Annotated in this window: 26 protein-coding genes and 1 riboswitch; of the genes, 14 read left to right on the top strand and 12 right to left on the bottom strand. The window is 68.6% G+C overall.

Going from position 1 to position 25680, the window contains the following annotated elements; all coding sequences use genetic code 11:
- The first annotated feature begins 347 nt into the window (after positions 1-347).
- The 7 genes from DFR72_RS36770 to DFR72_RS36745 all read left to right on the top strand — a co-directional run bounded on the left by DFR72_RS36770 (position 348) and on the right by DFR72_RS36745 (position 5461).
- Positions 348-635, top strand: a complete 288-nt coding sequence (locus DFR72_RS36770) for a hypothetical protein (protein WP_090071123.1) — start codon at positions 348-350, stop codon at positions 633-635.
- Entirely contained in the window at positions 632-2941 is a 2310-nt protein-coding gene (locus tag DFR72_RS36765; protein WP_090071121.1) for a bifunctional DNA primase/polymerase, read from the top strand. Before DFR72_RS36770 ends, DFR72_RS36765 begins: the two co-directional genes overlap by 4 nt.
- A 255-nt stretch (positions 2942-3196) precedes the next feature.
- Entirely contained in the window at positions 3197-3652 is a 456-nt protein-coding gene (locus tag DFR72_RS48005; protein WP_090071119.1) for a helix-turn-helix domain-containing protein, read from the top strand.
- A gap of 218 nt (positions 3653-3870) precedes the next feature.
- Complete coding sequence (locus tag DFR72_RS45980) at positions 3871-4041, top strand: hypothetical protein (RefSeq protein WP_170176573.1); 171 nt, start codon at positions 3871-3873, stop codon at positions 4039-4041.
- The gene (locus DFR72_RS36755; RefSeq protein ID WP_090071117.1) at positions 4038-4481 is read left to right on the top strand and encodes a hypothetical protein; all 444 of its coding nucleotides are present in this window, start codon (positions 4038-4040) and stop codon (positions 4479-4481) included. Before DFR72_RS45980 ends, DFR72_RS36755 begins: the two co-directional genes overlap by 4 nt.
- Positions 4478-4741 carry a hypothetical protein gene (locus tag DFR72_RS36750; protein WP_090071115.1) on the top strand — a complete coding sequence of 88 codons (264 nt, stop codon included), beginning with the start codon at positions 4478-4480 and terminating at the stop codon, positions 4739-4741. The genes DFR72_RS36755 and DFR72_RS36750 overlap by 4 nt, the downstream gene beginning before the upstream one ends.
- 9 nt (positions 4742-4750) lie before the next feature.
- Positions 4751-5461: a recombinase family protein gene (locus tag DFR72_RS36745; RefSeq protein WP_090071113.1), complete on the top strand. Its 711-nt coding sequence runs from the start codon at positions 4751-4753 to the stop codon at positions 5459-5461.
- A gap of 300 nt (positions 5462-5761) precedes the next feature.
- Here the strand turns inward: DFR72_RS36745 and DFR72_RS36740 are convergent, their stop codons facing one another.
- Positions 5762-6508 carry a DUF3800 domain-containing protein gene (locus DFR72_RS36740; RefSeq protein ID WP_090071111.1) on the bottom strand — a complete coding sequence of 249 codons (747 nt, stop codon included), beginning with the start codon at positions 6506-6508 and terminating at the stop codon, positions 5762-5764.
- Positions 6509-7215: 707 nt separating this feature from the next.
- On the opposite strand from DFR72_RS36740, the gene DFR72_RS36735 reads away from it, so the two are divergent.
- From DFR72_RS36735 to DFR72_RS36725, 3 genes are all read left to right on the top strand, one after another.
- Positions 7216-8433 (top strand): helix-turn-helix domain-containing protein, encoded by a 1218-nt coding sequence (locus tag DFR72_RS36735; protein ID WP_090071109.1) that lies wholly within the window; start codon positions 7216-7218, stop codon positions 8431-8433.
- A gap of 61 nt (positions 8434-8494) precedes the next feature.
- On the top strand, positions 8495-8752 hold the full coding sequence (locus tag DFR72_RS36730; RefSeq protein WP_090071107.1) for a hypothetical protein: 258 nt from the start codon (positions 8495-8497) through the stop codon (positions 8750-8752).
- Positions 8749-9078: a hypothetical protein gene (locus DFR72_RS36725; protein ID WP_090071105.1), complete on the top strand. Its 330-nt coding sequence runs from the start codon at positions 8749-8751 to the stop codon at positions 9076-9078. The genes DFR72_RS36730 and DFR72_RS36725 overlap by 4 nt, the downstream gene beginning before the upstream one ends.
- Before the next feature lie 196 nt (positions 9079-9274).
- On the opposite strand, the gene DFR72_RS36720 is transcribed toward DFR72_RS36725, so the two are convergent.
- The 4 genes from DFR72_RS36720 to DFR72_RS36705 all read right to left on the bottom strand — a co-directional run bounded on the left by DFR72_RS36720 (position 9275) and on the right by DFR72_RS36705 (position 13772).
- Complete coding sequence (locus tag DFR72_RS36720) at positions 9275-9847, bottom strand: hypothetical protein (RefSeq protein WP_090071102.1); 573 nt, start codon at positions 9845-9847, stop codon at positions 9275-9277.
- 262 nt (positions 9848-10109) lie between these two features.
- Positions 10110-12284: a cell division protein FtsK gene (locus DFR72_RS36715; RefSeq protein ID WP_143086932.1), complete on the bottom strand. Its 2175-nt coding sequence runs from the start codon at positions 12282-12284 to the stop codon at positions 10110-10112.
- Entirely contained in the window at positions 12277-13191 is a 915-nt protein-coding gene (locus tag DFR72_RS36710) for a DUF2637 domain-containing protein (RefSeq protein ID WP_143086931.1), read from the bottom strand. Before DFR72_RS36710 ends, DFR72_RS36715 begins: the two co-directional genes overlap by 8 nt.
- Positions 13158-13772 (bottom strand): helix-turn-helix domain-containing protein, encoded by a 615-nt coding sequence (locus DFR72_RS36705; protein ID WP_090071096.1) that lies wholly within the window; start codon positions 13770-13772, stop codon positions 13158-13160. Before DFR72_RS36705 ends, DFR72_RS36710 begins: the two co-directional genes overlap by 34 nt.
- A gap of 355 nt (positions 13773-14127) precedes the next feature.
- Between DFR72_RS36705 and DFR72_RS45975 the strand changes: the two genes are divergently transcribed.
- Positions 14128-14583: a hypothetical protein gene (locus DFR72_RS45975; RefSeq protein WP_090071094.1), complete on the top strand. Its 456-nt coding sequence runs from the start codon at positions 14128-14130 to the stop codon at positions 14581-14583.
- Positions 14584-14663: 80 nt separating this feature from the next.
- On the opposite strand, the gene thrC is transcribed toward DFR72_RS45975, so the two are convergent.
- Complete coding sequence (gene thrC, locus DFR72_RS36690) at positions 14664-15920, bottom strand: threonine synthase (protein ID WP_090071092.1); 1257 nt, start codon at positions 15918-15920, stop codon at positions 14664-14666.
- Positions 15921-15931: 11 nt separating this feature from the next.
- Positions 15932-16075, bottom strand: a riboswitch (SAM riboswitch).
- A 78-nt stretch (positions 16076-16153) separates the two neighbouring features.
- Here thrC and holA point away from each other — a divergent pair.
- Positions 16154-17131, top strand: a complete 978-nt coding sequence (holA, locus tag DFR72_RS36685) for a DNA polymerase III subunit delta (RefSeq protein ID WP_090071090.1) — start codon at positions 16154-16156, stop codon at positions 17129-17131.
- A 10-nt stretch (positions 17132-17141) separates the two neighbouring features.
- Here holA and DFR72_RS36680 read toward each other — a convergent pair whose 3' ends face one another.
- From DFR72_RS36680 to DFR72_RS36655, 6 genes are all read right to left on the bottom strand, one after another.
- Complete coding sequence (locus DFR72_RS36680) at positions 17142-17951, bottom strand: class I SAM-dependent methyltransferase (protein ID WP_090071088.1); 810 nt, start codon at positions 17949-17951, stop codon at positions 17142-17144.
- Between the two features lie 98 nt (positions 17952-18049).
- Positions 18050-18316: a 30S ribosomal protein S20 gene (gene rpsT, locus DFR72_RS36675; protein WP_030479455.1), complete on the bottom strand. Its 267-nt coding sequence runs from the start codon at positions 18314-18316 to the stop codon at positions 18050-18052.
- A 125-nt stretch (positions 18317-18441) separates the two neighbouring features.
- Complete coding sequence (locus DFR72_RS36670) at positions 18442-20706, bottom strand: glycoside hydrolase family 3 N-terminal domain-containing protein (RefSeq protein ID WP_143086930.1); 2265 nt, start codon at positions 20704-20706, stop codon at positions 18442-18444.
- A 115-nt stretch (positions 20707-20821) separates the two neighbouring features.
- Positions 20822-22213, bottom strand: a complete 1392-nt coding sequence (locus tag DFR72_RS36665) for an AAA family ATPase (RefSeq protein WP_090071467.1) — start codon at positions 22211-22213, stop codon at positions 20822-20824.
- A gap of 17 nt (positions 22214-22230) precedes the next feature.
- Positions 22231-22458: a type II toxin-antitoxin system antitoxin gene (locus DFR72_RS36660; RefSeq protein WP_090071084.1), complete on the bottom strand. Its 228-nt coding sequence runs from the start codon at positions 22456-22458 to the stop codon at positions 22231-22233.
- Positions 22458-23390, bottom strand: a complete 933-nt coding sequence (locus tag DFR72_RS36655) for an SPFH domain-containing protein (RefSeq protein WP_090071082.1) — start codon at positions 23388-23390, stop codon at positions 22458-22460. Before DFR72_RS36655 ends, DFR72_RS36660 begins: the two co-directional genes overlap by 1 nt.
- 72 nt (positions 23391-23462) lie before the next feature.
- On the opposite strand from DFR72_RS36655, the gene DFR72_RS36650 reads away from it, so the two are divergent.
- Together DFR72_RS36650 and DFR72_RS36645 are read left to right on the top strand one after the other, a co-directional pair.
- Positions 23463-23897 (top strand): NUDIX hydrolase, encoded by a 435-nt coding sequence (locus DFR72_RS36650; protein ID WP_090071080.1) that lies wholly within the window; start codon positions 23463-23465, stop codon positions 23895-23897.
- Between the two features lie 43 nt (positions 23898-23940).
- Complete coding sequence (locus DFR72_RS36645; RefSeq protein ID WP_090071078.1) at positions 23941-25281, top strand: polysaccharide lyase 6 family protein; 1341 nt, start codon at positions 23941-23943, stop codon at positions 25279-25281.
- Positions 25282-25680: the final 399 nt, after the last annotated feature.

Genomic DNA, 25680 nt, shown 5'->3' with positions numbered 1-25680 from the left:
GTGAACGGAGAACGCGATGGACCGCGACGAGCTGCGAGCGAAGCGAGCGGAAGCGGGACGCGCCCGCTGGGTCGGGACCACTGCCGAGCAGCGCCGAGAGGCAGCAACCAGGGCTAGCCGCGCTGGTCAGGCGCGTGCGGCCCTCGCGCGCCGACTGCTGGCCGAGTACGAGGCGGCGAACGGTAACAGCGCCGCATAAGCAAGAACCCCGCTCCTGGTCTCGGTGTTGGTCGCACCGAGGGAGCGGGGCCTGAGGTTTCAGCCACGTGACGGACAGGAACCTTGCCTCGATTCTAGCCGAGACAACTCGGTTAAAAAAGGGCGGGTGTCCGGGATTGGACTATCCGATGGTAAGCGAAAGAGCCGACCTGCGGCGACGGTACGAGTCGAAGCAACTGCTCGAATTCTTCGGTTCAGCGCGCCTGTGCTGGGAACCGACGCTCGATGACAAGGGCCGCCCCGTGCCGTACGAGGGCGCCACCGTCGAGATCACGGCGGAAGTAGTCGCCGCGCTGGGACGCGAGGGCAACGCGTTCGGGCCGAACACGGTCGTCCCGTCCCAGGTGGCGCGGGACGTCGCGCTGGCACTGCGTGGGCAGGCCTTCCTGGCCGCGCACGGAGAGGACGCGCGATGAGCGCGGCACTGGTGGCGCCCGGCAACGAGCGATTGGGAGCCGCGCTGGACTACGCCGCACGCGGATGGCGGGTCGTTCCCCTGCACCACGTCAGCGATCACGGCATGTGCTCGTGCGGTCGGGAATGCGGCTCAGAAGGCAAGCACCCGCGACTGAGTCAGTGGCAGATCACCGCGACGACCGACGCGAACCAGATCACCGCGTGGTGGGCGGCAACGCCGTCCACCGGGGTCGGGCTCGCGACCGGCCCAGAGTCGGACCTGTTCGTGCTCGACATCGACCCCGACCACGGCGGGGACGCGACGTTGACCGCGTTGGAGCGCACGTACGGGCCGCTGCCCATCACGCGGACCGTGATCACTGGCAGCGGCGGCACGCACTACTGCTTCAAGTGGCCGGAGCGCGTACGGCGTGACGGCCGCGAGTGGCGCAACAGCGCGGGCAAGCTCGGGCCCGGACTGGACACCCGAGGCGCCGGAGGACAGGTTGTCGCCCCTCCCTCGGTATCGGCGAAGGGCGCCTACGCGGTCGCCGTGGACGCGCCGCTGGCGGACGTGCCGGAGTGGGTGCTCGACCTGCTGGACGCTCCGGTGCCTTTGCCGGCCGAAGTGCCGCAGGCCGGTGCCACCGTGACCCGGCTGCCCATCGCCGCTGGTGACGACCGCGTGGCCGCGTACGTGCACGCAGTCGTCACCGCCGAGTGCAACGCGATCGTCACCGCCCCGGACGGCACGCAGAACAACGCGATCAACTCGGCGGCGTTCGCCCTCGGGCAGCTCGTCGCAGTCGGCGCGCTCACCGAAACCGAGGCCGAGAACGCACTCACCGACGCCGCGCGTCAGGGCAACCATCCGGCTGACCGCGCGGCCAGCGCCATCCGATCCGGCTTGGGAGCGGGAGTGCAGGTACCTCGCACCCCGTGGCCACCACAGGACCGCGAGAACCTCAACGGCTTCCGCGTGACGCCTGTCGAGATCGCGGCGTACGCCGCGATCAACGGCACGACCGAGGACGAGGCGCGCGAGTTCTTCGGCGTCACGTCGAGCACCGACGAGACCGACGCAGCCGGGATCACGGTCGTCCCGGTCGGCGACCCGGCAGAGCTGCGGTGCGAACTGGTCACCGCACTGCGGAAGTGGTTGCACGTCAACGACTTCGCGCCGTTCTGGATCGCGCTCGGCGCGGCCGTCACCGCCGTGGACGACGACGACCAAGAGCCTGTGTGGATTCAGGTCGTCGGCGCCAGTAGCAGCGGCAAGACCGAGGTCGTTCGGCTGCTCAAGGGCGTGCAGGTCGAGCAGCTCGACGAGATCACGCCCGGCGGTTTGCTGACCTGGGGCAAGATCGGGAAGGTACCCAAGCCGACCGGGCTGTTGTCCCGCGTAAAGCACGGCATCGTGACGTTCTCGGACTTCAGCACGCTGCTCGCCGGAGCGCAGCGCGGCGGCAAAGACGAGACGTTCGCCCTGCTGCGCCGCGTGTTTGACGGCGAGGTCACCCGCGACGTTCAAGCACCCGGCGGCAACGCTCCCGGCCAGCTCCACTGGAAGGGACGACTCACGATCATTAGTGCCGTCACCGGCGAGATCGATCGGCAGCTCGCGTTCCACCAGGCGCTCGGCGAGCGCTGGCTCTACGTGCGGGTGCCCGACGCCAGCCGCACCGACCAGCGAGCGGCGGCCCGCAAGGCACGAGACCGCCACAACGGGGCGCGAGCCGACGCCGAGCAGCTCGCGACCCGGTTCGTGCTCTCTGGGCAGGCCGCCTACCACGAGGTGGAGCTGTCGGACCACGTGCTGGACGCGATCGAGGACGCCGACCAGGTGGCACGGCTCGGCCGGGCCAGCGTGCCTCGGTCCTCTGTCGGCAAGATGGAGATCATCGGCGAGGCATCGGTGGAGGGCGCGGGCCGCCTGCTCAAGCAGCTCGCAGGTCTGGCCCGGGGGCTCACCGCCCTCGGGTTCACCGAGGACGAGGTGACCACGCTCGCGCGCCGCGCTGCACTCGACTCGATGCCAGCGAAGCGGCACCGGGTCCTCGCGGGTCTCGCCGCCGTCGCATGGGACGGGACCGACAAGGGGCACGCGGGAAGCACTCGGCTCGCGCCACTCGCACGAGAGATCGGCCTCGACCGGCGCGTGGTGCGCCGCGTCCTGGAGGAATTCGCCGTCATCGAGGACGGCGTCGTCGAGGCCGTCAGCGAGTCCAACGAGTTCGAGATCGACTCCGGCACGTGGCGACTCGCCCCCGACTACGCCGAAGACCTCCGGCGGGTACTCCTCGCGCCCGTCCGCATCACGGCATAGCCGCCTACCTGTCAGAAGCCCCGCCACCCATCCCGGGTAGCGGGGCTTCTGACTGCTCAGGGGGTGGGCAGAAGCGCAAGGGGCCCGTACACGGGCCCGCCCTCACTGTGAGCCTCTTATATTGAATCTCTCTCTCACCATATATAAGGTCCTTGCACTTCTGCCCACCCTCTGGTCAGCGGTGATCCTTGATCGACTTAGGGCTGTGCGGCGTGGCTAGCTGGCCCTGGAGCCTTCGGGGCGCAGCCTGGACCTATGCCAAGAGGTGACGCAACGCCAACCACCAGGCCCGATTCGGCACCTCACCGCGGCGAGGTCGTCGGCGCCGAACGCGAAGCACTTCGCGCAGGGTTTGGCCGTCTCGTTCGTCGTGAACGTCTCGCAGGTGGGCTGCTGCAAGTCGACCTCGCGGAGCTGCTCGCGACGGACCGGACGGCGGTCAGCAGGCTAGAGGCGGGCCGTGTGCGGCCGACGAGTTCGATGTGCAGGCGGTTGTCCCGCGCGCTTCGCACAGGACGTGGTGAGCGCGAGGTGCTCGCGTTGGAGGTCGCGTTGCACGAGGCGGCGGGGGCGAGCTTGCGTGGTGTCACTGACCGGACGCGGCGGCGGCGCGATCGTCTTGACGCTGTGGCTCTCGCTGCCGCACGGGCAGACGGGGCCGATCCCTATACGGACCACCTCCTCCGGCTGCTGGAGGAGCCTCGTGTCTGAGCGGGGAAGCGAGCTGCGGGGCCGCTGGCCTGCGCCGACGCCGTCTGATCGCGAGTTGGAGGCTCTGGCCGGCCGCGAGCTTCTGCGTCACGCGCGTCGCGTCGGTCGTCGCCGCGTTCGTGATCGGCTCGCTGCTGATGCGCTGCTCCGTGACGCGCTGCGTGAGCTGGACGGCGCGGCGGCCGAGAACCGTTCCTCGCGAGGGTGATCATCGGGCCATGGCGATTTTCGAGGCTGGGAAAGCGGATGGCGGCCTGACGTGGCTAGAGCCGGACCTGCTGCCGTCCGGGGTGCTGCCGACGACGGAGCCGCGTGAGATCGACACGAGCGCGCTGCGGTTGGCGGGCCCGGCGGCCGAGTTCGTGTGGTTCGGAGGTGATGCAGCGTGACCAGGGAGATGAAGGCGCGGCCGATTTCGCACGTGCCGGACGCGGAGCTGTACCGCGAGACGTTCGCCGTCAAGAGCGCGGCATGGGGCCATGCGACGTGTGCGCGTTGCGGTCATTCCTCGCACGGCCGGTCAGTGGCGCATATCCGGCCGTCCGATCTGTGGGTGTGTTCCGGCTGCCACAAGCGTGCGCGTGAGCGTCGGACGCACCTGAGCGTGTTCGACCTCAAGGCTGCGGGTCTGGAGGCACCAGAGGCGGTTTTCGGGGACGCGGTCCGGGACGACGTGGAGTGGAGCATGGACTCCAGCGGCAACCTCGTCCGGTCGGTCTGCACGTTGTGCGACACGTTCGCGGGTCCGGTGTGGGGTGGTCACCGGATCGAGGGCGGTTGGTTGTGCCGTTGGTGTGCGGGTGGCCCGTCTGGTTGGGGTGTGGAGTGAGCCAAGGGTCCCCGCGTCTGTCGGCGACGGAGGTCCGCCGCAACGCAACCGCGCTTCTCGATCAGCTTCGGGAGTTGCTCGCGGCGGCCGAGTCTGGCGAGTTGCCGGTGGGCGCGGAGTACCGGCACCGGCTGGAGGGGGCGATCACGGCCGTGGAGGCGGTGCTCGGCTTGCCGCCGTCGCTCGCTCCAGACCTCTTGGAGCCCCGCGAGCGTAAAAAGTTCTGTGGAAATATTTACACCGCAGTTCAGGGCGTTTAGGCTCTGAACATGCGCCTCGCCGGTTACCTCCGCGTCAGCTCCACCGGTCAGCTCGACGGCTACGGCTTCGACGTCCAGCGCGCCGACATCGAGCGGTGGGCGAAGGCGAACGGCCACAAGATCGTGGAGTGGTTCACCGATGCGGTCACCGGCAAGTACGACGCCCCCGACCGTCCCGGCCTCACCGACGCCGTGCAGATGATCCGGCGCCCGGCTCAGGCCGAGGGCATCGTGGTCGGCAAGCTCGACCGGCTCGCCCGCGCGCTCACCGTGCAGGAGGCGATCTTGGCGCTCGTGTGGCGCGAGGGCGCGAGCGTGTTCACCGCCGAGGACGGCGAAGTCCAGCAGGACGACCCGGACGACCCCATGCGCACCGCGATCCGCCAGGTTCAGGGCGTCTTCGCCGAGTTGGACCGCAAGACCGTCGTGAAGCGCTTGCGCGACGGCCGCAAGGAGAAGGCCAAGACCGGCCGCAAGGCGGTCGGCGAGTACGCGTACGGCTTCGCCGGGCAGGGTCAGGGGCGCGAGCGTGACGCCGCGCCGGAGCCGACCGAGCAGGCCGCCGTCCGCAGGATCGTGGAGTTGCGCGAGTCCGGGGCGTCGTACCGCGTGATCGCGTCCACGCTGGACGCGGAGGGGCACAAGCCGCGCAGGGCGGCGGCCTGGTCGGCGATGGCGGTCCGCAACATCGTCCAGCGGCAGGAGCAGCAGTCGGGCTGAATCGTGGCGTGATGCTGGCCGGCCAGTCTTAACAACCGAAGAGGCGATGTTGTCGAACGGATGCTCGAACGACATCACCTCATCCGGCATCTGCCCTGTTCAGACGCTTGCAGACAAGTTCGCAATAAGCCGAACTATCGCTCAATTCACAACGATTCGGGGGTCAAAATCGAACACATGTTCGACTGTGCGGTTGTGGTCACGATCGGGTGACCCTACACTTGTGACCTGCGTGGATAGTCGTCTGCTGATGGAAACATGGGCACCCGCCGACAGGGCGGCAAAGGCGGCTGACGCGCTTCACAAGGCCGCTGCCCACGGGTACGCGGCCTTTGTGCTGTCACGCCACGGATGCATCTTCAGGCCGTAGGACGTCAGAGGCGCGTTCCCGCGTCGGTACAGGCGGGGTGCCAGTTCGGTGAGGTACCGGGTCTCGGTGTTGCCGAAGGAGTCGACGTTGAACGCCGCCGCCGTCGCGGATGCCACGGCGTCCGCGAGCTGGAGCTGTTCGAGCGTTCCGGGCTGGTTGAGCTTGCCGCCGCTCGGGTCGAGGTACGCCCAATCGATCTGGCACCCGTAGGACGACCGCAGCTTCGCCTCGTACTCGCGCAGCGTCGCGAGCTTGAAGCGCACGACGTGTGCCAGCGTGTAGTCCAGGACGCGACCCTGGGAACGCGCGAACCATGACAGGCGTTCGAGCAGGTAGCGGAGCGTGTAGCAGTACACCTGGTCGTCGTTCATGTCGCCGCCGTCGAGGTGGCGCTTGGCCACGACGACGCTGGAGGCCGTCAGCCACGGCTGAGCGCCCAAGGTCTTGGCGAGGTGCAGGCGCTGGGAGTGTGCCTTGATCTGGTTCCAGTGCAGCGCATCTCCGGGCCGTCGACCGAGGGCCGTCCGGAGCTGGTCGAGGACCGCCGCTGACGTGGGTAGATCCTCGTCCCCGATGATCACGGCAGACATGACGAAGTGGTCGCTCGAAGCCTTGGACTTCGAGCGCTGACCGGACTCGTCGATGAATGCGTGCAGCGTGGGTGGTGAGCTTGCCATCCTGCGTCCTTTTGCCGTGTGGCGCAGGCTGGCCTCGACGTCCGGCACGCGCTCTAGGAGGACGAATCTAGACGATCGAGATGTGCCGTGTCACCTCGGATCGTCAACTGGCCCGAGTGAATCTACTTTGATCACTTTGAGTTATCACCTGAAAGAGTGGATACCGTTTGATAGCAGGTTCTTGCAGGTGAGGTGCGGTACGCGTCCCATGAGTACCGGCGCCCGTTGCCGGGGCGACATCATCGCACCGTTGCACTTATAACTGTCATGGTTGCCGACACGGTCTGTCGTTCCAGCCGACTAACCCAGGTTTCTAAACGCTCATTTAGTATCTCTAACGCACACCAACTCTCTTTAACGCACATTAACGCACCAGTAGTTTCTGGGATTAGTTTCGAACTTAGATACCTTCACAGGAACTTCTGCGGCGCCGTCCGGCTGCGCTGGCCGCTGCGCACATACCGCTCTACCTGCGGTTCTGTGCGCTGACGGCCCACTGCTGACGGCCTACCCGCCGAACGGGGCCGTCGCGACGCCGTCTCACTTGTAGGTCTTGTGGGCCCAGTGGAGGCTGATCAGCGACACCGATGGGACCGGCCGTGGTTCCGGTGCGCATCAGCCGAACTTCATCCTGTGCAGACGAACTGCGCACCGATGATGCTCCGAGCCGACCCGGTTACCCTTGGAAGTGACGAGGGGAGGCGCGGATGGACATCGAGGACGCCCACATCGGCCGCCGCCTGCGAGAGGTCCGCTCCTGGCGGCGCCTGTCCCTGACGGCCGTCGCCGGGCTCGCCGGGATCACACCCGCCTACCTGAGCATGCTGGAGCGCGGTCTGCGGCCGGTCGCCCGTCGCCAGACGCTGGAGTCGCTGGCCCAGGCCTTGCGCGTCTCGCCCGCCGAGCTGACCGGTAGGCCGTGGGATCAGCCGACGTCACGGGGCAGCGAGGCCCATCCTGACCTTGTCGCGCTGGCCGCGTCGCTCGACGCGTTCGAGCTGGGCGATGATCCCGGTGGCGAGGTGAGGGATTGGCCGGCCGTGGCCGCCGACGTGGACCGCCTGGTCCACCTGATGCAGATCACCGCTGACTACGTGACGCAGGGCGAGATGCTTCCCGGCCTGCTGCGCGAGTTGCACGCCCTCTACTTGCGCGACCCGCAGCACCGCCCGGACGTGCTGCTGGCGTTGACCCGTTGCTACTCGTCGGCGACGTGGGTCGCGAAGATCCTGGGCAGCGACGGCCTGACGCTGATGGCCGCGATCCGCGCCCAGCAGTGCGCCGATGAGCTGGGCTCGTCGCCGTGGAGCGGCTATACGACGTGGTTGCGCGGCGTCACGACCGGCTCTTTGAACAGGGCGAAGCAGTACGAGCGCGCGGTGGCGAAGGCCGACACGTTGGTGTCGGGCCTGGACGACCCCGAGGTGGTGCAGGCCTATGGCCAACTGCACCTGTCGGCCGCGCTCGCCGCCGCCGCTCAGGACGACCGGGACACGGCGATGACGCACCTCGGCGAAGCGGACGCGGTCGCTGGTCGGCTGGACACCGAGGTCGGCGACTTCGCGCAAGTGTGGTTCGGCCGCACGAACGTCGGCATCTGGCGGACGACGCTCGGGCTGGAGTTCGGCGACGGCGCGAAGGTCGCGGAGGACGCGCGCAGCGTGCACATCGACACGATCCCGTCCCCGGCCCGGCGCGCGGTGTTCTTCGCGAACGTGGGCCGGGCGTTGTTGTCCGATAAGAAGTCGACCGCGTCCGGCTTGAACTTGGTGCTGAAGGCCGAGCAGCTCGCGCCGCAGCACATCCGCGGTGACGTGTTCTTGCGCGAGGCGGTGGCGGACCTGCTCCGGCAGGCGCGGCGTGACGCGGGCGGCCGTGATCTTCGCGGTCTGGCGTGGCGGATGGGCATCGCTCCGACCGGGTGAAACCGGCCCGGTTTTAACTAGCTGTTAATCCGCGCTGACCAGGCGTTTCTATGGTCTGCGCATGGTCGTCATCCTCGCCTTGCTCGGTGCCGTCGCCGTAGCCACCTGCGTGTGGTGCGGGCACCACGTGCGCCGCGAGACGCTGCGCCGACGCCAGGTCGACCGAGTCCGGGCGGCGTTGGCCGGCAAAACCTCCGTGGCCGAGCTTCGCGAGCGCTGCGGCGCTGACTCCTTGGCTCGTTTCCCAGCCCCGCGCGCGGCGGTCACGGCCCCCGACCCTGCCGCTGCGCGCGGTTCCATCAGCGAGCGTGCGGCATGACGCTGATCGTTCCCGGCTCCTCGCTCGTCGCGATCTATCCGGTGCTGCAACACCTTCTCGACTTGAAGGACGGTGGGTGGAAGTTCCTGCCGATGGAGCCGGGGCACGACTACTTGGACGGCTTCCATGCGTGGGGAGGCGGCTGGAGGGACTCGCTCCGAGTCAAGGACGAGGGCGACGCGCTGGGCATCCGCACCGACCGGGACAACTCGATCACGTGGGAGTTCGCCGGGTCGCTCGCGGACGTCGTGCACGAGTTCATGGTGTTGCCGCATCCCGGCGACCGGCTTGCGCCGCGTCTGGCGCGGGGCCACGGGCCGCGCTGACGTGGAGGGTCCGGCCCGGCCCGCGATCGGTGTGTTCCGCCACCTGACGCACCTCGTCGGCCCGGAGAGCCGCGTCATCGACTTCCGGGGCGTCCCCATGCACTTCGCGGATTGCGGGGCGGCCTGCGCGCCGCTGATCGGCTCGATGCGACCTCGCTGGCCGTGGTGTCCGGCGTGCTGTCGCTGATGTGCCGTGTCAGCGTGCGTTGCCGGGCTTCTTGAGATGCTGATCGGCGAGCTTTTCCAGCTGGTCCAACAGTTCGTTGGTCGCGTTCGGGATGACGGTCGCGTCCACGATGTCCTTCGTCGCCGCGTGCCCGCGCGCGTCACGCTTGCTCTGGAGCAGTTTGGTAGTGCGTTCGGTCATCTTCGTGCCGACCATCTCCAGGTCGTCGATCACGGCGGAGATCTCGGGTGCCTCGACCGTGTAGCGCGCGTGGAGCAACGCCTTCGTGTACGGGTCTTTGGCGCGCTCGAAGGCTTTCCACGTGTCTGAGTTGGTGAGTTCGATCTGGTCCGCGATCACGCCCATGAAGAGGATCAGGCCGTTGATCGACCCCGCGTAGGTTCGCCCGGTGCGCAGCAACTCCAGTACGGCGTCCCGCTGCTCCTGCCGACCTCGGTCCTCTCGATCGGCGAGCAGGATGGCTGCCTGCGTCTCGGCGGCTGCCGCTTGGCGCCTGGAGTAGTTGGCGGCGATCAGCGCGATGAACGCCGCGCCCCCGGCGACCGCCGCCGCGATCCAGGCTGCCGTGCTTGCTGCGTCCACAGGCTGCTCCTTGCCGCGCCGCGTCTGTTCGGCGCATCTCTGTCGTGCGGAGCAGAGTACGACCGGACCCCGACAGTCCGAGCACACCGTGAAGCGCCGTGGCCGGCCACCGGTCGTGCGGGCCTGTGGGCACCGTCATGGACCGCTCGGCACGGAAGCCGCGGTGACCCCTCTTCGCAGCTCGGAGCGGCTTTCCGGCCCGCACAAACACGTGAGCGGGGTCCGCACGTGGTGTGCGGACCCCGCTCGTCGGTGTGCGGACCTAGTGGCCGTCGTTCAGCTCCACCACGGCGGCCCGGATCGCGTCCAGGTCCGTCACGCTGATCGCGTGTACCGAGCCTCCGACCCGCTGCCGTGGCGTGGACGGCGCAGGCACACCGGCCCGTCGCAGGGCCTCGCCGAGAGCCTTCGCGGTCCAGCCGATGCGGCCCGCCAACTCCTCCGTCGCGATGACGCCGTGCTCCTCGTCCTCGATCACCTCGACCAGCAACCCGAGCACCTCCGGCAACTCGACCATCTCCGCGTCCACGGGCCCGTTCTCGCCGCCCGTGGTCACGACCTCGTCCGCCAGGCGCGCGGCCATGCCCGCGTCCATCTCGGACAGCTCGCGCTGCCCTGCCGCGTCGCCGGTGAGCGTCCCGGCCTGCTCACGCAGCGCCCGGCCGCGCTCGCAGGCCTGCCGGATCTCCCGGATGTGCAGCAGGTGCGTGCGCACGGTCGTGGCCGTGCCCGCGTCCAGCTCCGTCTCCCCGTCCGCGCCCAGCAACAGACCCACTCCCTTGTGGCTGGTCAGCAGCCGCGAGGCGTCCATCCCGGCCTTGTACGTGCCCGCGCCGAGGATCGTCTCCGACGCCTGGTAGGTCATCACCTTCAGCGCGAACCGCGTGCCGAGCTGCCCGCGCAGCCCGTCCGGGATCACTTTCGCGTCCGGCTTCTGCGTCGCGAGGATCAGCGAGTACCCGGCGGCCGGACCCGTCTTCGCGATGTAGGTCAGCAGCTCGCAGATGCGCGTGCCGATCTTCTTCCCCTTGGGCTCGTCCTCGTCCAGCGGCACGTCCATGCCGAGGAAGTTCTGCACCTCGTCGATGCCGACGACCGTCAACGGCATGCCGTGCGCGGGGTCGCGCGTGATCTCCGGCGTCACCTTCGACTCCGGGCACAGCTCGTCGTCCATTTCGGACAGCCGGTCGAAGCGGTCGGCGACGTCGGCCGCGCATTCCTCCAGCACGCGGATCAGCCGACGCGCGTCGCTTTCCCGCGCGCCCCGGATGAACCGGTGCGCCACCTGCTCGAACGGACGGAAATCCTTGCCGCCCTTGCCGTCCGCGATGATGATCCGCACGTGCGGGTCCAGCGCGGCGGCCGTCAGCGGCAGGCGTGCCACGAACGTCTTGCCCTGGCGGGGAATCGCGCCGATCAGCAACGACGTCCACACCACCGGCAGGCGCACGTCCGTGCCCCGGGCCGTGGTGCCGAACGGCACCGGGTTCCACAGGTCCCAGGACGCGGCCGTGCCGAGCGGGCTCGCGATCGGGGCCGCCGCGTACGGGTCCGCGTCGCCGACCCACAGCGCGAGCCGTCCGGCGTGGCCGTCGTCGCCGCGCACGCGCTCCACGATCAGCCGCACCTCGTCCACGGCGAGCGCGGACGCGAGCGACTCGCGCTTGCTGATCACGTCGGAGGCCTTGCGCGACGGCGGCAGGTCGATCGTCAGCGCCCAGCCGGTGCCATCGTGGCGAGGAGCTTTGACCAGCATCAGGCGTTCGTCCTTGCCGATCAGCTTCGCGTCGCGGAACGCGACCACCAGGTGATCGCCGTTCATCAGCCACGCCAGCGACCGCGAACCGAGCTGCGTGCTGCGTCCACCGGCGCCGTCCTTGCGTCGGCCGGCCACCGCCAGCGCGGTGGAGACCGCACCACCGGTGACGAGCAGCGGCAGGGACCCGGCGGTCAGCTCGGTGATCAGGCCGCCGAGCGCGGTCGCGCTGCTGGCCACGACGGTGATCACGCCGCGTCGGCGACGGATCACCGCGATTTCCTGCCACCGGTCGGCGAGCTTCTCCGCTGCTTTCGAGGCGTCATAGAAGTCCGCCACGCGCACCCACTGCCACCAGGCGCGGGCGGATACCGCCAGGCCTCGGCCGACAGCGGCCGGGAACTGCACTGGTGCCAGGACAGCGCGGCCCGCCAACTCGGCCCCGGCCTGCCGGGCGGACTCGCGCGTCTGCCACTGCGCGGGCAGGCGGGACACGGCCGACTCGGCGAGCTGCCGGGCCTTCGAGCGTCGGTACTCCTCATCGGTGATCAGTTCCGCGTCCAGCACCGGCCCGGCGGGCTCGACCTCGGCGGCCGGGCCCGAGGTCACCGGCTCCGGCACGGGACCGGGGAACGGCACGAGCTTGCCCATCGCGTCGTCGGTCGGCATCGGCTCAGACATGTGCGGCCACCTCCTCGGCGGGTTCGATGTGGACGGCTGCCAGGTGCGGGCGCCGGGCCTCGGTGAGCACCTGGCGGGCCTGGCTCTCGGTGATGCCCAACTCGCGCGCCAGCCTGGTGCGGCCAACCTGGCGGCCCTCGTCGCGTGCGGTCGCCAGCACCTGGCGCGCCCGGTCCACCAGGTCGCCAGCAGGTGCCTGGTGGACCTGGTGCGGCCTGGTAGCGCCAGCCTGGCGCGGCACCGCCACCAGGTCGGCGCCAGCCTGGTCCGTCTGGCTGGTGGGCTTGACCTGGTGAGCTGGTTCGCCCTGGTCACCAGGCTGGTGGTCGACTTCGCCAGGTGCCGCGTCCGGCGTGGTCACCAGGTCGGCGCCAGCCTGGCGCATCGGCTCCACCAGGTCCGCCACCACCTGGTGACCACCAGGTGCCGCCAGGTCCTCACCAGGTGCGCCAGCCTGGTTCGCCAGCTCGCGCGCCAGGCTGGTGAACTCGCGCTGATACGCCCCGGCGGCTTCGGTCGCCACCCACAGCAGCACCGGCCCGACCGCGTGCAGGGCGACGCCGACGATGTTGCGTTCCAGCGCGCTCGGGGCGATGTTGAGGCCGAGCGTCACCAGGCCGGTGACGGCCCGCAGGGTCGTGCCCCACCCAGTGGTGCGGCCATGCTGGGCGAGCGTGCGATCACCGACGAGGGCTAGGACGAGAGCGGCATCGACGGCGGGCGGGAGCATCCAGGCGGACCACTCCGGGATGCCTTCCGCGACTAGCCATGGCGTCACCGTGAGCACGCCGTAGACCATCACCACGGCCGCGATCGCCCACGTGCTCATCGCGATGATCCGGCCTGTGCGCTCCAGGCGCTTCGCGTCGGTGCTCATCGGGTCACCGCCGGAGAGCAGATAGGACATGGAGTCGAGCGAACGCGGTCGGCGTCGAGCCACACGACGCGGGCGCTGATCGGGTCGCCAGGCCGGGCGTCGCACTGCCCGCACTCCGGCCGCGAGCGCGCCTCAGGCGCGCGCTCGCGCGAAGGACGGTTCTTGGAAGGATTAAGTACGGTTCGGGGGCAATGCTTGCCCCCCGTGGCGTCGCCGCTTGCCCCTCGTTCGTGCGCTGCTTGCCCCCCGTGCTGGTCAGCGGGAGGCAGAGTCTGCCCCCCGCTGGAGTTGTGCACAGGTTCGCGGCGCTCGATCGCGAGGTCATAGCCGTTCGGGCGTCGGTCGGCTCGCTTGACGTAGGCGGCGACGATGTCCGGGTCAGCGGGGCGGATCAGCCCCAGGTCCTCCAGCGCGCGGATCGCGTAGCGGACGGACCGCTCCGACAGACGCGTGTAGCGGGTGAGGGTGCCGAGCGACGGGAAAGCGTTGCGGCCGAACGGATCGGCGTGGTTCGCGAGGCCCAGCAGCACGACCGTCAGCGACGAGGCGTCGCGGCGGTCGCGGGGGATCGGGGCGTCGTTCAACGCCCAGACGATGCTTTCGATGCTCACCAGGCCACCACCGGTGAACGAGAACTACGGCAGAATGAGGGCACGTCGGACCTCCACGTCCGATCTAGGCCCCGCTGTTGGTGTTACCGCACCCGGCGGGGCCGCTTCATGAGGCCCCTGCCCCCGAAACCTGAGTTTCGGCGTGAGCATGGATCGCGGTACTCGCTGCCCGCGTTCCTGAAGGCCGTGCGGCCTCGGGTGGCGCTGGTGAGCGTCGGCGCGGGCAACAGGTACGGGCACCCGAGTCCACACGTCATCGACGTGTTGCGGACGGGAGGTGCGTTGGTGTTGCGCACGGACAAGGACGGCGACCTGGCGGTGTTGCCAGGAAGCCGAATCGTACGAAGGAGAAGAGATGGTCTGGGTCAGGTTGTTCAACGCGCGTTACCCGCTTCCCGGCGGCACGCCGGGCCTTGCGTGGGCGCTGTGGCAGACGAACTACAAGGCGACGCCGTGGCCGCACGACGAGCTGAAACCCGATTTCGGTTACTACATCTGCGAAACACTCGAAGACGGCACCCGCGCCGTCACGTACAAGGCGACGACCACGCACGTGCTGCCGCCGACGAAGGCGGCGACACCGGAGGAGGCGTACGACCTCGCCGCGGAGCACGTGTTCGACGACGCTCTGCGGGTCGCACCGGACGTCTGGCACGACTACCACTACAACGCGCTCAAGGCGGAAGCCCCGTGGCCGCAACGGATCGTGGCGTGGCGAGCGGCCGTGGAACCGGTCGGGCCGCACGTGGTGGAGGGCCTGCAACGGTTTCCGCGCACGGGCTGGCTCAAGACGGACGCGATTACGTTGTGAGCCTTCGGTTCGCGCGCCGCGCTGCTCAGACGTGAAACGGCTCGGGGACGCGAGTGCGTCCCCGAGCCGGAGGGAGGTGGTTAACCCAGTGCGTTGATGACGGCCTCGGCCGACGGCGGGACCGTCGCGCGCGGGCCGATCGTGTCGCCGAGCGCGTCGAGGGTCTTGAGGCCGTCGCCGGTGATCAGCAGCACGGTCTCGGCGTCGGGGTCGAGCTGGCCCGACTCGAACAGCTTCTTCGCCGTCGCGACGGTCACGCCGCCGGCGGTCTCGGCGAAGATGCCCTCGGTGCGGGCGAGCAGCTTGATGCCCTCGACGACCTCTTCGTCGGTGACGTCGTCGATGGCGCCGTTGGTGCGGCGCACCGCGTCGAGGACGTACGGGCCGTCGGCCGGGGCGCCGATCGCCAGCGAGCGGGCGATCGTGTCCGGGCGGACCGGGCGGATGACGTCGTGGCCCGCCTTGAACGCGGCGGAGATCGGGGAGCATCCCGTGGCCTGCGCGCCGAACACCTTGTACGGCGTGGCCTCGACGAGGTCGAGCTGGCCGAGTTCGCGGAACGCCTTGTCGACCTTGGTGAGCTGCGAGCCGGACGCGATCGGCACGACGATCTGGTCGGGCAGGCGCCAGCCGAGCTGCTCGGCGACCTCGTAGCCGAGCGTCTTCGAGCCTTCCGCGTAGTACGGGCGGACGTTGACGTTCACGAACGCCCAGTCCTCGTTCTCCGCGGCGAGCTCCTGGGCGAGGCGGTTCACGTCGTCGTAGTTGCCGTCGACTGCGATCAGGGCGCCGTCGTAGACCGCACTCATGAGGATCTTGGCGCGCTCGAGGTTGGAGGGGACGAGGACGACGGACTTCCAGCCCGCACGGGCGGCGGCCGCGGCGACGGCGTTCGCCAGGTTGCCGGTGGACGGGCAGGCCAGCACCTTGAAGCCGAGTTCGCGGGCGGCGGCGAGTGCGACGCCGACGACGCGGTCCTTGAACGAGTGCGTGGGGTTGCCGGTGTCGTCCTTCACCCAGATCTTGCGGACGCCCAGGGCCTTGGCGAGGTTGTGCGCCTCGACCAGGCGGGTGCCGCCGGGATCGGTGTTCGGGTGCTGTTCCACAGTGGACGGAACGGGGAGGAGGCCGCGGTAGCGCCAGATGGACCTGGGGCCGGCCTCGATGTCCTCGCGCCGGATCTTCCCGAAGTCGTAGGCCACTTCCAGCGGCCCGAAACACTCGAGACAGGCGTACTCAGGAGCGAGAGGGGTTTCGTTCCCACACTCCCGGCACAGCAGTGCCCGGGCAGGGCCGAGGTCGAACTTCGTGCTCGTGGGCACAGTGACAGCAGTCATCGCGAGGTATCTCCTCATCTTTCCCGCGAAATCGAACGGGTCGGAATTGGCACCGTGATCGTCTGCGCGGAGCTGTGCGCACAGGTGTGCACATAGCGCTGACGCCGGTTGCCGGGGCTTCTTCGGGCCGTTCCCTCTGCCCCTCTGGATGAGCGGTGTTCAGTTGTGGCCGTCAACTTACGGCAACAGGCCGTTGCGCATCCACAGACGTCCACGATCCGGGACGTGGGAAGATGCGGAGCGTGAGCGCACCGGAGTCACTGCACCTCGTCGTCGGCGAGGAGGAGTTGCTGGTCGAACGTGCTGTTCGGGCGGCTCTCGAGGCGGCACGGGAGGTCGATCCGACCGCCGACCTGACCCGCGTCCAGGTGACTGATCTCACGCCTCCCGAGCTGGCCGAACTGGTGAGTCCGTCGCTGTTCGCGGAGGGTCGCGTGATCGTCCTGCAGAACGGGCAGGACATCAGCAAGGAGGTCGCCGACATGGTGCTCTCCTACGTCAAGGCGCCCGCGGACGGTGTCACGCTCGTCGTGCTGCACACGGGCGGTGGTCGCAGCAAGGCGGCCAAGGACCTGCCCGGGCAGCTGAAGAAGGCCGGCGCCGCGGTCACGGAGTGCGCCAAGGTCACCAAGCAGGGTGATCGCGAGGCGTTCGTGCGCAACGAGGTGCGGCGCGCGGGCGGCAAGATCGACTCCGAGGCCGTCGCCACGCTCATCGACGCCGTCGGCACGAACCTGCGTGAGCTCGCCGCGGCCTCGTCGCAGCTCGTCTCCGACACCGACGGCAAGGTGACGGTCGAGGAGATCCGCCGCTACCACCAGGGCAAGGCCGAGGTGACGGGGTTCGCCGTCGCGGAGAAGGCCGTCGTGGGTGACCGGGCGGGCGCCATGGAGGCGTTGCGCTGGGCCATGCAGCTCGGCGTGCCGCACGTGCTGGTCGCGGACGCGCTGGCGGACGCGGTGCGCACGGTCGCGCGCGTGTCCGCGGTGGGCCGCGCCGACCCGTTCAGCCTGGCCGGGCCGCTCGGCATGCCGCCGTGGAAGATCAAGAAGGCGCAGGCACAGTCCCGAGGCTGGGACCAGTCGGGTCTCGCCGACGCGATGCAGGTGGTCGCCGGGCTCAACGCCGACGTGAAGGGTGTGGCGGCCGACGCCGACTACGCGCTGGAGCGTGCCGTGCTCCGGATCGTGGCCGCGCACAGCCGCCGCTGATCTCGCCAGATCACGACTGGCGCGGGATCCCGATCAGGTACTGGGCACCCGTGAAGCCGGGTTCGACGCCGATCGTCCACTCGAACGACTCGGTGCCGTCCAGGCCGTCGACGATCCGCCGCAGTTCCGCGCGCCCGTACATGCGCAGGAACGACACGACGCTGTCGAAGAACATCATGAACGGCAGCACCGGCACGAGGTAGGTCAGCGCCAGCCGCAGCAGGTACCGCGGCAGGGGGTTGCGCTGGAACGGCGCCGCGAGCAGCACGGCCAGCGTGAGGAAGAACGGGAACACCAGCACGTAGAGCCACGACCGCTTGGTGTCCACGACGACCATCGGCTGCCGGGTGTCGACGGCGTTCTGCAGCATGCGCGCGGCCAGCGCGGGCGGGAAGTGGTGGAAGGCGCCGTAGATCGTCCGCGTCCCTTCGAGACGGCAATCGGTGGCGTCGACGGACGTGGGCACGTGGTCCACCGAGCAGCACGGGTCGGGCAGCCGACGTCGGTTCCGCGCGGCGACGCGCTCGAACGCGGGCACGTTCGGCACCAGGTCCGTCAGCGTGACCTGCGTGTGGACGCCCTGCGCGTGCAGCCGCCGCTGGATCAGCGGCACCGGTCCGCCCGAACCGGCGCAGAGGTCGACGATCCGGTGGTCCGCGCCCGACCGCAACGCCAGAGCCAGCGGCCGCGAGTACTCGCGCGCGGCGTCCGTCAGCCGGTAGATCGTCATGATCGACTCGGTGTGCAGGGTCCGCAGCACGGGCGGGGTGCCGTCGAGGTCGTGCAGCTCGAAGAAGTCGATCCGCGGAAGCGATTCCATGGACCTACGCCTACCGTGCCCGAGGCCCCATGCGAAAGGGCTCCACTTCCCGGAGGAGGTGGAGCCCTTTGCAGAAGCTGGAAGCGCTACGAGCGAGATCAGCCCTCGAGGGAGTTCGCGCGCAGGGCCATCGCCGACTTCTTGTTGGCGGCCTGGTTGGCGTGGATGACGCCCTTGGTGGCGGCCTTGTCGAGCTTGCGGGACGCGTCCTGCAGCAGCTCCAGGGCCTTCGCCTTGTCACCGGCCTCGGCAGCCTCGCGGAACTTGCGGATGGCCGTCTTCAGGGACGACTTGACCGACTTGTTGCGAAGGCGAGCCTTCTCGTTGGTCTTGATCCGCTTGAGCTGGGACTTGATGTTCGCCATGCGACATCACCCTTCTTGTCGAAACCGGAGTTCGTGACGCGCTATGTCGGCACCGGCCACAAGGGCCAGGTCTCCTCCACGGCGGAGAGCCGCGCGTTCACGACGACGAAGGATATCAGGCCAGCTCAGCGCACCGTGAAGGTGGCCTTCTCGGCACCGACCACCGCCTCGTAGCCACCTCGGGCGACCTCACGGCGCCCGTCACCGTCCACGTCGCCGACGGTCAGGGCCAGCTGCGAGAGCTTGAACGACACCTCGACCTGCTTCGACTGCCCCGCAGCGAGTTCCACGCGGGTGAAGCCCACCAGGCGGGCGTCCGGGGTCAGCACCGGTGAGGCCGGCTGGCGCACGTAGACCGGCACCACCGCGGTGCCCGCACGCGCACCGGTGTTCGCCACCGTGAACTTCACCACGCCGTCACGACGATCGACGGACACCGTGGTCCCCGAGGTCGTGAACGACGTGTACGACAGTCCGTGCCCGAACGCGTAGAGCGGGTCGTACTTCGCACCCGCCGAGGTGTTCGCACCTGGCAGCTGGTCGTAGGTCAGCGTCGGGTCGCCCAGCGCCTTCGGCCACGAGATCGGCAGCTTGCCGCCCGGGTTGACCGCGCCGAACAGCACGTCGGCGATCGCCCGGCCGCCCTCGCTGCCCGGCAACCAGCCCGCGACCAGCGCGTTCGCGTCGGCCGCCGCACCGAGCACCTGCGGACGAGCGGTGAGCAGCACCACGACCACCGGCTTGCCGGTCGCCTGCACCGCGTCCACCCACGCCTGCTGCTCGGCCGTGAGCACCGGGTTCTCCGTGTCGGCGGGACCCTCCGCGCCGGGCTTCTCGCCCAGCACGACGACGACCGCGTCCGCGCCGTCCGCCTCGGCCACCGCCGCGGCCTGAGTCGGGGCGTGCACGACGGACGCACCGGGAACGGCCTCGCGAACACCGGTCAGCACGGTCGCGGTCGGCGGCAACGGCGAGTCGTCCGGCACGCCCTGCCACTCGACGGTCCAGCCACCGAGCTGACGGCGCACGTCGTCCGCCGTCTCACCGGTCACGACGATCTTCTTGGCTGCGGAGGACAACGGCAGCACGCCGTCGTTCTTCAGCAGCACGGTGCCCTCGGCCGCCGCCTGGCGAGCCAGCGAGCGGTCCGCGTTCACCACGTTGCCGTCGGCCTTGGCCGGGTCGACGTAGGGCTTCTCGAACAGCCCGAGGTCGAACTTGAGCTTCAGCACCCGCCGCACGGCCTGGTCGATCCGCCCGCGCGACACCGAACCGTCGCGCACGTTCGCCAGCAGCAACGACGTGAACTCGGCCGCGTTCGACGGCTCCATCGCCATGTCCACACCGGCGTTGACGCTCATGGCGATCGCCGTCTTGTAGTCGGGCGCGACCTTGTGCCGGTCCACCAGGTACTTCATGTCCTGCCAGTCCGAGACCGCGACACCCTTGAAGCCCATGCGGTCGCGCAGCTGCGTCTGCAGCATGTACTTCGACGCGTGCACCGGCACGCCGTTGAGCGAGCCGGAGTTGATCATCACGGTCTTCACGCCCGCGTCGAACTGCGCCTGGAACGACGGCAGCACGAGGTCCTGCAGCTGCCTGATCGGGACCTGCGCCGCCGCGCGGTCGTGCCCGTTCGCCGGCGCCGAGTACCCGGCGAAGTGCTTCGCCGTCGCGGTCAGCTGCGCGGTGTCGTCCACCCTGGCCTGCTGCCCGCGCACGTTCGCCGCCGCCAGCTGCCCGGACAGGAACGGGTCCTCGCTGTAGGTCTCGTAGTAACGGCCCCAGCGCGTGTCCCGCGCGATGTCGGACACCGGGGCGAAGTTCCAGAAGACACCGGTGGCGCGCAACGCCTTCGACGCCGACACCCCGATCTTCTCCTGCAGCCCGGGGTCCCACGTCGCACCGAGCCCGATCTGGTGCGGGAACATCGTCGCGGAGATGACGTTGTTGTGCCCGTGCACGCCGTCCGAGCCGTAGATGATCGGGATCTTCAACCTGTTGTTCTCCAACGCATAGCGCTGGATCGCGTTGTTCATCTCGGCCCACGCCCTGGGCGTGTTGTCGAGCGGCGCGTCACCACCGCCGGACAGGATCGAGCCCACGTGCGCGTCCGCCAGCACCGCCTTCAGGCAGGAGTCGACCAACGGCCCGTTGACGTTGTTGCAGTCACCGCGCAGCTTCCCGACGCGGATCTGGGCCATCTGCCCGATCTTCTCCTCGAGCGTCATCCTGCGCAGCAGGTCCTCGACCCGCCGCTCGGCTGACGCCCGACTGTCCAAATAGATCTCTCTACCCGCTGCGAGACCGCCCGCCGGTGTCAGCGACGCGATCACCACAGCCACGCCCAGCACGCCGAGACCGGCGCGTTTGCGGGAGAACAAAGTCAAGACTCCTCCACGTTCCCGGTGCGCCCGCCGCACACGATCGCGTGGAGGAGTCAGCCAGCACACCCCCGAACGGCTGAACTCAATGACAGCGTTTTCATGCTGGTGAAACGCCTGTTCAGCCGCCCAGGATCGTGCGCGTCAGCAACTGTTTTTCGTCCGTCATCTCAGCCAACGCGGCCGAGATCGTCGGTTCGTCGAGCCGGACGCGCTCGATGCCGGGCTGCTCGTCCAACGCGAGCAGCGTCGCCCGCCGCACGAGCTCCTTCACGAACGACGCCGTGACGCCCTCGCTCGCCGCCACGATGGCCGAGGCGTCCGGAAGATCGAGATCCGTGCGGGACGCGTAGAGCCGCAGCAACCGTTCGCGGGCCTCCGCGTCGGGTAACGGCACGTGCGTGGCGAGGTCGATCCGGCCGGGCCGCTGGGCGAGGGCCTGCTCCATCACGTCCACGCGGTTCGTGGTGAGCACGAACGTCACGTCCGCCTCGGAACCGACGCCGTCCATCTCGTTCAGCAGCTCGAACAGCGCCGGGTTGCCGAACTCGGTGTGCCGCCGGTCCTCCGCGATCAGGTCGACGTCCTCGACGACCACCACTGACGGCGCGAGCTTCCGCGCCATCGACGTCGCCACCTTCAGGAGCTTGAACATCGCGACGCCGCTCAGCACGATCACCGTCGTGGACTCCAGCCGTCCCATCAGGTACCGGATCGTGTGCGTCTTGCCGGTGCCGGGCGGGCCGTGAAGCAGCAGTCCGCGTTTCAGATGCTGTCCGTGTGCTCTCAGCCGTGCGCTTTGTTCTGCCGTGCGCACGACATGGCGTTCGATGGCGTCGAGCACGCCCTCTGGCAGAACGACGTCCTCGGGCCGCAACGACGGTCTTGGCAGGAAGGTGAGGAGCTGGTTGCGCCGGTGCTCGCTGAGGCCGAACGCCATCACCTTGCCCTGGAACAGGTTGTGGCGGGCGATGTGTCCTTCGACCGCCTCGCGGGTGGCCGTCGCTGTCTCTCGCGACCCCGCCAGCACCTGCAGCGAACATTGGGAGTCGCAGTCCTCGCCTGGACCCTGCAGCGCGATCACCACCGGTTCGCCGTCCGGTGACCGGGAGAGGACCAGCCCGAGCTGCACCGCCTCGACCGCGGTGTCCGGGCCGGTGGCCACCGTCGCGTAGTCGACGGGACCGAGCCCGAAGCTGCCGTCGTGGACCGCCCCGCTCAACATGTCCACGAGGTACTGGAACGCGCGCTTCCCCGCTATGCCGAACCACTCCGATCCCGGGGAGTGCTCGGCGACGTACGTCTCGATCCCGCGGTGGACGTTGACGTGTTCCCAGGCCATGAACTTGGCCGTGACCGTGGGAACCTGTGCCATCGGAATGCCTATGTGCCCGGAGACCTTCCGGACCAGCGTCGACTCCGCGCCGTCGGAGACCAGTTTCCTGGCCTCCTCCAACAACCCCTGCAGAGCCGACGCGAGCGATCGTGCGTCAGATGTGTGGAGATCCGTCATCGATTCCACCGTACGCACTAACCCTCTGGTCCGGCCTCGGTGTTCTCCTCGGGATCCTTCGGTGGCCTGCCCCGACGCGGCATCTTCTTTGCCTCATTGGGCAACCGGCCCGCCTCCGCCAGCGCACGCCGCAGCAGGAACTCGATCTGCGCGTTGGTGCTGCGCAGCTCGTCGTTCGCCCACCTGCTCAACGCGTCGTGCACCGCCGGGTCCAGCCTGAGCAGAACGCTTTTGCGCTCAGCCATCAGGTGTAAAGCGATCCCGCGTTCACCACGGGCTGGGTGGATCGGTCACCGCACAGGACGACGAGCAGGTTCGAGACCATCGCCGCCTTGCGCTCCTCGTCGAGGTCGACGACGTCGTGCTCGGCGAGCCGCTCCAACGCGAGCTCGACCATGCCGACGGCGCCTTCCACGATCCGCGTCCGTGCCGCCACGACCGCGCCGGCCTGCTGCCGCTGCAACATGGCGTGGGCGATCTCCGGCGCGTACGCGAGGTGGGTGAGCCGCGACTCGATCACCTTCACGCCGGCGGACTGCACGCGTGCCGAGATCTCGATCGCGAGCGTCTCGGTGATCTCGTCCGCGTTCTCCCGCAGCGACAGACCGGTCTCCTCGTGGTTGTCGTACGGGTAGCTGTTCGCGATGTGCCGCACCGCGGTCTCGGTCTGGATGCCGACGAACCGCACGAAGTCGTCGACCTCGAACCGTGCGCGCGCAGTGTCCTCGACCTGCCACACGACCACGGCCGCGATCTCGATCGGGTTGCCGTCCGCGTCGTTGACCTTGAGAGTCGCCGTCTCGTGGTTGCGGATCCTGGTCGAGATCTTCTCCCGCGTGGTGAACGGGTTCGCCCACCGCAGACCGTCCGTGCGCACCGTGCCCACGTAACGGCCGAGGAACTGCAGCACCCGCACCTCACCCGGCGCGACGGTGAAGAGCCCCTTCCAGACCAGCGATCCCGCCAGGAACAGCAGGACCATCATCACGATGATCGCGCCGGCCGGGTCACCGCCGTCGGCCGCCGTGCCGATGACGCCGTCGACCAGCAGCCACACGCCCACCGCGTACACCGCCAATCCTGCGAAGAACATCGGCAGACCCGACAAGTCCCGTGCGCGCTTCTCCCGCACCACCGGTGCAGGCATCTGCACCGTCGTCTCCACTGTCGCGCTCATCCGAACCCCCTGTCGAAGTACTATCTAAGTGATATCACTTTTCCGGGGTGACCGCCAGTTACGCTGGATCGCATGAGGGCGAAGAAGCAGCGCGTGGCGGCGTACGGGGTCTGCATCAACGAGCGCGACGAGATCCTGCTGGCGCGCTGGCTTGGCCCAAAGGGCAAACGTTGGATCCTGCCCGGAGGCGGCATCGACCACGGCGAGCACCCGTACGACGGGGTCGTCCGGGAGATCGAGGAGGAGACCGGCTACCTCGCGGAGGTGGTCCGCCTGCTCGGCATCGACTCCGAGCTCCGGGAAGAGCCCGACCGCGACTACCACGCGCTTCGCATCATGTACGAGGTGCGGATCGCCGGCGGCGAGCTGCGCAACGAGGTGGGCGGCACGACCGACCTCGCCCAGTGGTTCCCCCTCGCAGACATCGGACAACTGGAGCGGGTGCCGTCGCTCGATACGGCACTTGGTTTGTACCGAACTACCCCACCTGCCGGAATCTTGCGCTAGCTTGGATCTACCGCCGCCGCGGACCCAACATCGGAGTTGGCGAATGATCCGATCACTGGCCGCAGTCGGCGCGGCCGCCCTGCTGTCGTCCCTCGTCCAAGTGCCTGCCTTCGCTGCCGTCGTCGGCGTGTCGGACGTGTCCTCCTTGCAGGCCGCGCTCGACACCGCGCGACCCGGTCAGCGAATCGTGCTGGCCGACGGCGTGCACGCTCCCGCCGAGCCCATCAAGATCACCACGCCGGGCGTCACCGTCGCCGCGAAGAACGTCGGTCGCACGGTGTTCACGCGGGGCGGCTTCGAACTAGGGGCCGTTCGAGACGTGACGATCGAAGGCTTCGTCTTCAACGGGAGCAGCACGCTCTCTGTCCCGGTGGAGGCGCAGGCCACGCGCATCACCCGGAACACGTACAACGGGAACAAGGACGGCGCCTCGCTCTCCGTCAGCGCCGACGACGTCCAGATCGACCACAACACGTTCTCGAACCGCAGCAACGAGGGCGTCTACCTGCAGATCACCGGTCCGGGCAGTGAGATCGCCAAACGGACCTGGGTGCACCACAACTACTTCTACAACCACAGCTTCACCGGAGCGAACGGCGGCGAGTCGATCCGGCTCGGGTACAGCCACAAGCAGTCGAAGTCGGCGTACGCGGTCATCGAGCACAACCTGTTCGAGAAGGCGAACGGCGACCCGGAGGCGATCTCCGTGAAGGCCTCCGACAACACGGTCCGCTTCAACACGATCCGCGACAGCAAGGGCTACATCGTCCTTCGTCACGGCAACCGCACCACCGTCGAGGGCAACCTGCTGTTCGGCAGTGGCATCCGGTTCCACGGGAACGACCACAAGGTGTTCAACAACTACGTGCAGAACACCGGGGACCGGGCGATCGTGTTCGGCAAGGGCTCGGAGACGGACAGCGGCCCGTCCTCCACGTCGCACGACCGTCCCGACCGCGTGACGGTCGCGTTCAACACCCTCGTCGGCACGGGCGCCGTGGTCGACAGCGACACCGGTACTTATGCACCCAAGGACTGCGTGCTCGCGAACAACGTCATCCAGGGCTCGTCGTCGAAGCTGATCGACATGATGAGCGGCTCGACCGTGAAGTACGAGGGCAACATCGTGTGGGGCGGCACCGCCGGCATCCCGTCCGGGTACAGGTCGGTGGACCCGAAGCTGGTGCGCGACTCGAACGGTCTGTTGCGTCTCGCCTCCGGAAGCCCGGCGGTCGACACCTCGGCCGGCACCTACTCCTATGTGACGCGTGACTTCGACCTGCAGTCGCGCTCGGGCAAGCCCGATGTCGGGGCCGATGAGTACAACTCTTCTGCGGTGAGGAAGCCGCTGACGAAGGCCGACGTCGGGGTCTCCGCACCCTGACGAACGCATTTGTCCTGGTGATCGCACGTTTCGCGGTCACCAGGACCCCCCGATTTGGAGATCGAAACAGCCCCGTGTAATGTTCTCCATGTCAGAGCGACACGGGCCGGAAAGACAGACCGGAACGAGCCTGGCAAAAACCGGAGAGATAAAGCCTCCTAGAGGCCGATTTGACACCGGCGAGCAAGACCAAATAAGCTTCAGCAACACAAGCCCCGGAAGTAAGTCAGCGAAAAGCTGATGTGACTGCGGTGTGCGCGTGTTCTTTGAGAACTCAACAGCGTGCCGAAACACAGCCAGTAATATATGAATTACCTCCTCGTCGAGGTAGTTCCTTTGAGGCAAGACTAGATTGATGCCAGACATATTCCGTCTGGAGCGATCAAACACAATCCTTAT

Origin of the sequence: Lentzea flaviverrucosa (assembly GCF_003350445.1) — a bacterium.
In the GTDB taxonomy this organism is placed as follows: Bacteria; Actinomycetota; Actinomycetes; order Mycobacteriales; family Pseudonocardiaceae; genus Lentzea; species Lentzea californiensis.
Note: the sequence above shows the minus strand (reverse complement) of the source record. Positions and strands in the feature narration are given on the sequence as shown.

Coding starts and splice junctions, on each gene's coding strand:
- DFR72_RS36735 (WP_090071109.1), top strand. CDS start 7,216: ATGGACATCGAGGACGCCCACATCGGCCGCCGCCTGCGAGAGGTCCGC.
- DFR72_RS36740 (WP_090071111.1), bottom strand. CDS start 6,508: ATGGCAAGCTCACCACCCACGCTGCACGCATTCATCGACGAGTCCGGT.
- thrC (WP_090071092.1), bottom strand. CDS start 15,920: ATGACTGCTGTCACTGTGCCCACGAGCACGAAGTTCGACCTCGGCCCT.
- DFR72_RS36680 (WP_090071088.1), bottom strand. CDS start 17,951: ATGGAATCGCTTCCGCGGATCGACTTCTTCGAGCTGCACGACCTCGAC.
- DFR72_RS36660 (WP_090071084.1), bottom strand. CDS start 22,458: ATGGCTGAGCGCAAAAGCGTTCTGCTCAGGCTGGACCCGGCGGTGCAC.
- DFR72_RS36710 (WP_143086931.1), bottom strand. CDS start 13,191: ATGTCCTATCTGCTCTCCGGCGGTGACCCGATGAGCACCGACGCGAAG.
- DFR72_RS36765 (WP_090071121.1), top strand. CDS start 632: ATGAGCGCGGCACTGGTGGCGCCCGGCAACGAGCGATTGGGAGCCGCG.
- DFR72_RS45975 (WP_090071094.1), top strand. CDS start 14,128: ATGGTCTGGGTCAGGTTGTTCAACGCGCGTTACCCGCTTCCCGGCGGC.
- DFR72_RS48005 (WP_090071119.1), top strand. CDS start 3,197: ATGCCAAGAGGTGACGCAACGCCAACCACCAGGCCCGATTCGGCACCT.
- DFR72_RS36745 (WP_090071113.1), top strand. CDS start 4,751: ATGCGCCTCGCCGGTTACCTCCGCGTCAGCTCCACCGGTCAGCTCGAC.
- DFR72_RS36645 (WP_090071078.1), top strand. CDS start 23,941: ATGATCCGATCACTGGCCGCAGTCGGCGCGGCCGCCCTGCTGTCGTCC.
- DFR72_RS36715 (WP_143086932.1), bottom strand. CDS start 12,284: ATGTCTGAGCCGATGCCGACCGACGACGCGATGGGCAAGCTCGTGCCG.
- DFR72_RS36730 (WP_090071107.1), top strand. CDS start 8,495: ATGGTCGTCATCCTCGCCTTGCTCGGTGCCGTCGCCGTAGCCACCTGC.
- DFR72_RS36650 (WP_090071080.1), top strand. CDS start 23,463: ATGAGGGCGAAGAAGCAGCGCGTGGCGGCGTACGGGGTCTGCATCAAC.
- holA (WP_090071090.1), top strand. CDS start 16,154: ATGCGGAGCGTGAGCGCACCGGAGTCACTGCACCTCGTCGTCGGCGAG.
- rpsT (WP_030479455.1), bottom strand. CDS start 18,316: ATGGCGAACATCAAGTCCCAGCTCAAGCGGATCAAGACCAACGAGAAG.
- DFR72_RS36770 (WP_090071123.1), top strand. CDS start 348: ATGGTAAGCGAAAGAGCCGACCTGCGGCGACGGTACGAGTCGAAGCAA.
- DFR72_RS36665 (WP_090071467.1), bottom strand. CDS start 22,213: ATGACGGATCTCCACACATCTGACGCACGATCGCTCGCGTCGGCTCTG.
- DFR72_RS36725 (WP_090071105.1), top strand. CDS start 8,749: ATGACGCTGATCGTTCCCGGCTCCTCGCTCGTCGCGATCTATCCGGTG.
- DFR72_RS45980 (WP_170176573.1), top strand. CDS start 3,871: ATGGCGATTTTCGAGGCTGGGAAAGCGGATGGCGGCCTGACGTGGCTA.
- DFR72_RS36655 (WP_090071082.1), bottom strand. CDS start 23,390: ATGAGCGCGACAGTGGAGACGACGGTGCAGATGCCTGCACCGGTGGTG.